The organism is Micromonospora craterilacus (genome assembly GCF_003236315.1).
In the GTDB taxonomy this organism is placed as follows: Bacteria; Actinomycetota; Actinomycetes; order Mycobacteriales; family Micromonosporaceae; genus Micromonospora; species Micromonospora craterilacus.
Window position 1 is genome coordinate 1 of record NZ_POTY01000346.1, and the last position, 4,923, is coordinate 4,923.

The 4,923-nt window shown below is 74.6% G+C and carries 3 protein-coding genes; 1 reads left to right on the top strand and 2 read right to left on the bottom strand.

The genetic code is table 11. The features are described from left to right. Positions 1 to 11: 11 nt before the first annotated feature. On the bottom strand, positions 12 to 2,621 hold the full coding sequence (locus C1I95_RS31770) for a glycoside hydrolase family 9 protein (protein WP_111219533.1): 2,610 nt from the start codon (positions 2,619 to 2,621) through the stop codon (positions 12 to 14). 220 nt (positions 2,622 to 2,841) lie between these two features. On the opposite strand from C1I95_RS31770, the gene C1I95_RS31775 reads away from it, so the two are divergent. Next, entirely contained in the window at positions 2,842 to 3,570 is a 729-nt protein-coding gene (locus C1I95_RS31775) for a PP2C family protein-serine/threonine phosphatase (RefSeq protein ID WP_111219535.1), read from the top strand. Between the two features lie 3 nt (positions 3,571 to 3,573). On the opposite strand, the gene C1I95_RS31780 is transcribed toward C1I95_RS31775, so the two are convergent. Next, positions 3,574 to 4,923: ATP-dependent helicase C-terminal domain-containing protein (locus C1I95_RS31780; RefSeq protein WP_325048883.1), on the bottom strand; the 1,350-nt coding region annotated here is incomplete at its 5' end.

Sequence of the window (4,923 nt, forward strand, 5' to 3'; positions counted from 1 at the left end):
CACCCGGGGGATCAGGAGACGGCGCAGGGAGCGCCGTTGACCGTGATCAGGGCCGGGGACGGGTTGGCGCCGCCGGCGGTGGTGGCGTTGAAGCCGAACATCGCCGTGCCGCCCGGGGCGATCCGGGCGTTGTACGACTCGTTCTTCGCGGTCACCGTGGCTCCGGACTGCGTCACGTTCGCCATCCACGCCTCGCGCACCTTGGCGTCACCGGTGAACGCGAACCGGGCGGTCCAACCGTTCAGGGTGGTCGTGCCGGTGTTGCGGATGGTCACCTCGGCGGTGAAGCCGGTGCCGCCGTGCCAGAACCCGTAGTTGGTGTAGGTCACCGCGCAGGTGGGCGGCGGGACCGCCCGGGCGTCGCCCTGGTCGGCCAGGAACGAGGCGATCCAGGCCAGTGCCGAGTTCCAGTTGATCGCCACCTCGTTGGTGGAGTACGAGTTGATGTCGTCGACGAAGCAGAACATCGGCGCGCAGCCGGCGAGCAGCTGCTGCACGAACGGGTCCTGTAGGTCGGCGTTCGGGCCGCCGGCCAGCGAGCCGGCGGGCGGCTTCGGCAGGCTCGGGTCGAGCTGGTGGCCGAAGATCCGGCTGTGCTGGTTCTCCGCCGCGTGCTCGCCCCACCCGGTCACGTACGAGATGTTCAGCGCGTTACGGCCGAGGAGGTAGTCCATCGCCTGCACCGCCCCGTCCCGGTACTTCGCCGCGCCGGTCAGGTCGAAGGCGGTGGCCAGCACGATCGCATTGTTGATCACGTTGCTGTTGCCGCCCCAGAAGTAGCTGCCGGCGTCGCCGGGCATCGGCAGCCCGTACGCCTGGCGGCGGATCTCGGCGAGGTGGCTGTCGGCGGCGGCGGTGACCGAGGCCCGGATGCGGGTCAGCTCGGTGGCCGGCAGCCCGTTGGGCACGGTCGCCAGGTCCAGCCGGCCCAGCGCGGCGACGCTCTGCCAGCCGAAGCCACGGGCTTCGAACACGTTGCCGGTGTGGTGCGGCGAGGCGGTCAGGTCGGTCAGGTAGGCGCGCTCGCCGGTGGTCAGGTACAGCTCGACGGCCGCCCAGTAGAACTCGTCGGTGACGTTGCTGTCGTCGTACGCACCGCCGCCGTTGCCAGTCGACGGGGCGTACCGGGCCGGGTTGGCCTTGGCGGCGGCGTACGCGGTCTTCGCCGCGGTGCCGCAGCGCTGCGCGAACGCCGCGTCGTACGGGGCGAACAGGCGGGCGCACTGGGCGGCGACGGCGGCCAGGTTCAGGGTGGCGGCGGTGGACGGCGGGTGCAGCTCCCGCGGCTCCGGGTCGTCCTCGGGTTGCAGCGGCAGCCCGGTCCAGTTCCGGTCGTGGATCTTGTGGTGAGCCATCCCGGCCAGCGGCTTGCCGGCCGGCACCTGCATGCGCAGCAGGAACTCCAGCTCCCACCGGGCCTCGTCGAGGATGTCCGGCACCCCGTTGCCGCGTTCGGGCACCCGCAGGGTGCTGTCGGCCAGGGCGGCGCCGTGCCCGGCGGTGGCGGCGTTCTTGGTCCGCTCGAAGGTGCTCAGCAACTGGTAGGTGGCGATGCCGCCGTTGACCACGTACTTGCCGTGGTCGCCGGCGTCGTACCAGCCGCCGCGTACGTCGAGGCGGTAGTCGCAGACGCCGGCCTGGCAGGGTACGTCGGTGTCGCCCTGGTTGGGGGCGACGCCCAGGTGTCCGGCCGGCCGGGCGTACTCGGCGCCGACCAGATTGCCGTCGATGGCGATGCCGCTGCGCTGGATGTAGAAGAACTGCAACGCGTCCGAGCGGAGCTGGTCGTAGAGCGTGCCGGAGATGTCGAACGGGTGGCTGATCTCGCCGTCCACGGCCAGCGTCAGCCCCCGCCCGGCCGTGCGGTACGCCGAGAAGTCGACCGAGTGCACGTTCTGCGCCGAGGCCGGGTCGACGCCGCGCGGGGTGGTGGTGCCGCTGGCCAGCACGGTGCCGGAGGCGGCCCGCAACTGCCAGGGCAGGGCCGTGGTCGCCGCGGTGACCACGGTGGCGTTCTTCGGCCCGGCGGGCAGGTAGCCGACCTGGTTGACGCGGACCCGGGGGCCGGTGTCCGGCACGTACGGCTCGGGCGGGTTGCCGCCGCGCAGCGACACGTTGTCCAGGCAGACGGTCTGCTGCGCGGCGCCGCCGCCGACCTGGAAGATCAGCTGGGCGCGGGAGTCGTCGCTGGGCGCGACGAAGGTCCGCTCGATGCGCTGCTGGGCCGGCGTGGCGGCGGCGTTGACGGAGAAGTAGCCGGTGTAGGGGGCGTTGCCGAGTTGCAGCACGGCGCTGACCGAGCTGCCGGGGGTCGCGGTGACGTCGAAGCCGAGGGTGTACTCGGCGCCGGCGACCAGCGGGACGCCGTCCTGGCCGATGCCGGCGTCCCAGGGGTTGGCCAGCCCACCGGGGACGGTGGTGCAGAGCTGGCCGTCGGTCACCCCGAGCGGGCCGGTGCCGTAGGAGAACCAGGGTGACACGCCGGCGCTGAAGTCGCCGTTGGTGATCTGTTCGGGGGCGTCGGCCGGGGGATCGGCGTGGGCCGGGCCGGCGGAAGCGCCGGCCAGCGCCACGGTGGTCGCCGCGGCGAGCACCGCGAGACGACGTCGGGTTGGCGTCACGGGGGAGTCCTTCCGACGAGCGGGACGGGACGTGTGTGGTGGGTAGAGATTTCTGGGAGCGCTCCCAGGTATCGGGCATGTTTCCAGGGACGACGGACCCTGTCAATCGATCCCGTCCGATGGGGATCGGGGGCCTCCGGCAGTGAGATTCGCCGCGCCACGCCCAGCCGTCCTGATCTCCTAGAGACAACCGCGCCCTTCGCCTGGCAGGCTGCGTGCCATGACCCTGAAGCTGCGTTCCGCCGGGACGAGCGACCGTGGGCTGATCCGCAGCGGCAACCAGGACGCCCTGCACGCCGGCACCTGGCTGGTCGCCGTCGCCGACGGCATGGGTGGCATGGCCGCGGGCGACCTGGCCAGCGCCATCGCCATCGAGGCGGTGGCGCCGCTGGACCTGGCGACCCCGGAGGACGCCCTGGTCGCCGCGCTGCAGAGTGGCATCCAGCTGGCCACCACCCGGATCCGTCAGGCGGTCACCGAGGACCCGCAGCGGCAGGGGATGGGCACCACGCTGACCGCGCTGCTGTTCGCGCGTACCGGCAGCTGCCTGGCCCTGGCCCACGTGGGCGACTCCCGGGCGTACCTGTTCCGCGAGGGCGTGCTCAAGCAGATCACCCGCGACGACACCTTCGTGCAGATGCTCGTCGACCAGGGCCTGATCACCCCCGACCAGGCCGGCAGCCATCCCCGTCGGGCCGTGGTCACCCAGGCGTTGCAGGGCGACGAGGTCTCCCCGACGTACGCGACGATGCTGCCCCGGGCCGGCGACCGCTGGCTGCTGTGCAGCGACGGGCTGTCCAACGTGGTGCGCGCCGACACCCTCGCCGAGGTGCTGGCCGACCACCCGGACCGGGAGGCGTGCGCGCGGCGGCTGATCGACCTGGCGTTGCGCGCCGGCGGCCCGGACAACGTCACCGTGGTCGTCGCCGACGTGGTCGACGAGGACTGACGGTCAGCGTCGGCGCGCGGCCTGCCGGGTGGGCGTGGCCGTGGTCGGATCCTCCGGCCAGGGATGGCGCGGGTAGCGCCCGCGCAGCTCGGCCCGGACCTGCCGGTAGCCCGAGCGCCAGAACGAGGCCAGGTCGGCGGTGACCGCCACCGGCCGGCCCGCCGGGGAGAGCAGGTGCAGCAGCACCGGCACCCGGCCACCCGCGACATGCGGTGCGTCCGTCCAGCCGAAGGTCTCCTGGAGCCGGACCGCGAGCACCGGCGCGGCCGGGTCGGCGTAGTCCAGCCGGATCCGGGAACCGCTGGGCACGGTGATCCGTTCCGGGGCCAGCTCGTCCAGCCGCCCGGCCAGCGGCCACGGCACCTGGCGGCGCAGCGCCCCGGCCACGTCGATCCGGGCCAGGTCGGCCCGGCGGCGGGCGGTGGCCAGCTCCGGGCCGAGCCAGCCCGCCGCATCGGCCAGCAGCGCCGCGTCGGAGACGTCCGGCCAGTCGTCGCCGAGCGCGTGCCGGCAGAACGTCAGCCGCTCGCGCAGCGCCCGCGCCGCCGGGGTCCAGGTCAGCAGGTCGAGACCGGTGCTGCGCAGGCCGTCCAGCAGGGCCGCGGCGACCTTGTCCGGGTCGGGCCGGCGCAGCGGGCGCTCGACCAGCTCGATCGCGCCCAGCCGGACCACCTCCCGGGCCACCACGTCCGTACCCGACCAGCCGACCTCCCGGTCGACGCGCAGCAGCGGCCCGCCGGCCTCCCGGGCGGTCGCCTCGTCCAGGGCGGCGGCGAGCCGGACCCGAGCGGTCGGCGCGCCGGGGGAGCGGTCGGCCACCGCCACGGCCAGCCAGCCGGCACCGGCCAGCGCCGACCCCGGTGCCAGCTCCGCCGCGGTCCCGCCGCTCATCAGGTACGCCGAGCCGCCGGGTCGCCGCACCCGGGCCAGCCGCTCGGGGTAGGCCAGCCCGACCAGCAGCCCGGCGGCGAGGTCATCGGGCAGCGGTACCGGCGCACCGTTCTCCGGCCCGGTTCTCGTGCCCGGTGGCGTCGTGTCCCGGGCGCCGGCCGGCAGGGCGGCGCGCAGCCGACGCTTCTCAGTGCGCCAGCGCGCGGTGGCGGCCGGATCGGTGCCGGCACGAAGGCGGCGCCAGGCGGCGGCGAGGTCATCGCCCGGCCCGGTCGCGGACTCCTCGGCCAGCAGCGCCACCACCTCGGCGGCGCGGTCGGCGCCGACCCGGGCGGCCCCGTCGAGCAGCGCCCGGGCCAGGCGGGGATGCGCTCCGGCGGCGGCGATCGCCCGGCCCCGCGCGGTGATCCGGCCGTCCGGGCCGAGCGCGCCCAGAGTGGACAGCGTCTCCCTGGCCACCGC

What these genes read in the sequence shown, in the direction of transcription:
- C1I95_RS31775 (WP_111219535.1), top strand. Translation starts at nt 2,842, where the DNA reads ATGACCCTGAAGCTGCGTTCCGCCGGGACGAGCGACCGTGGGCTGATC.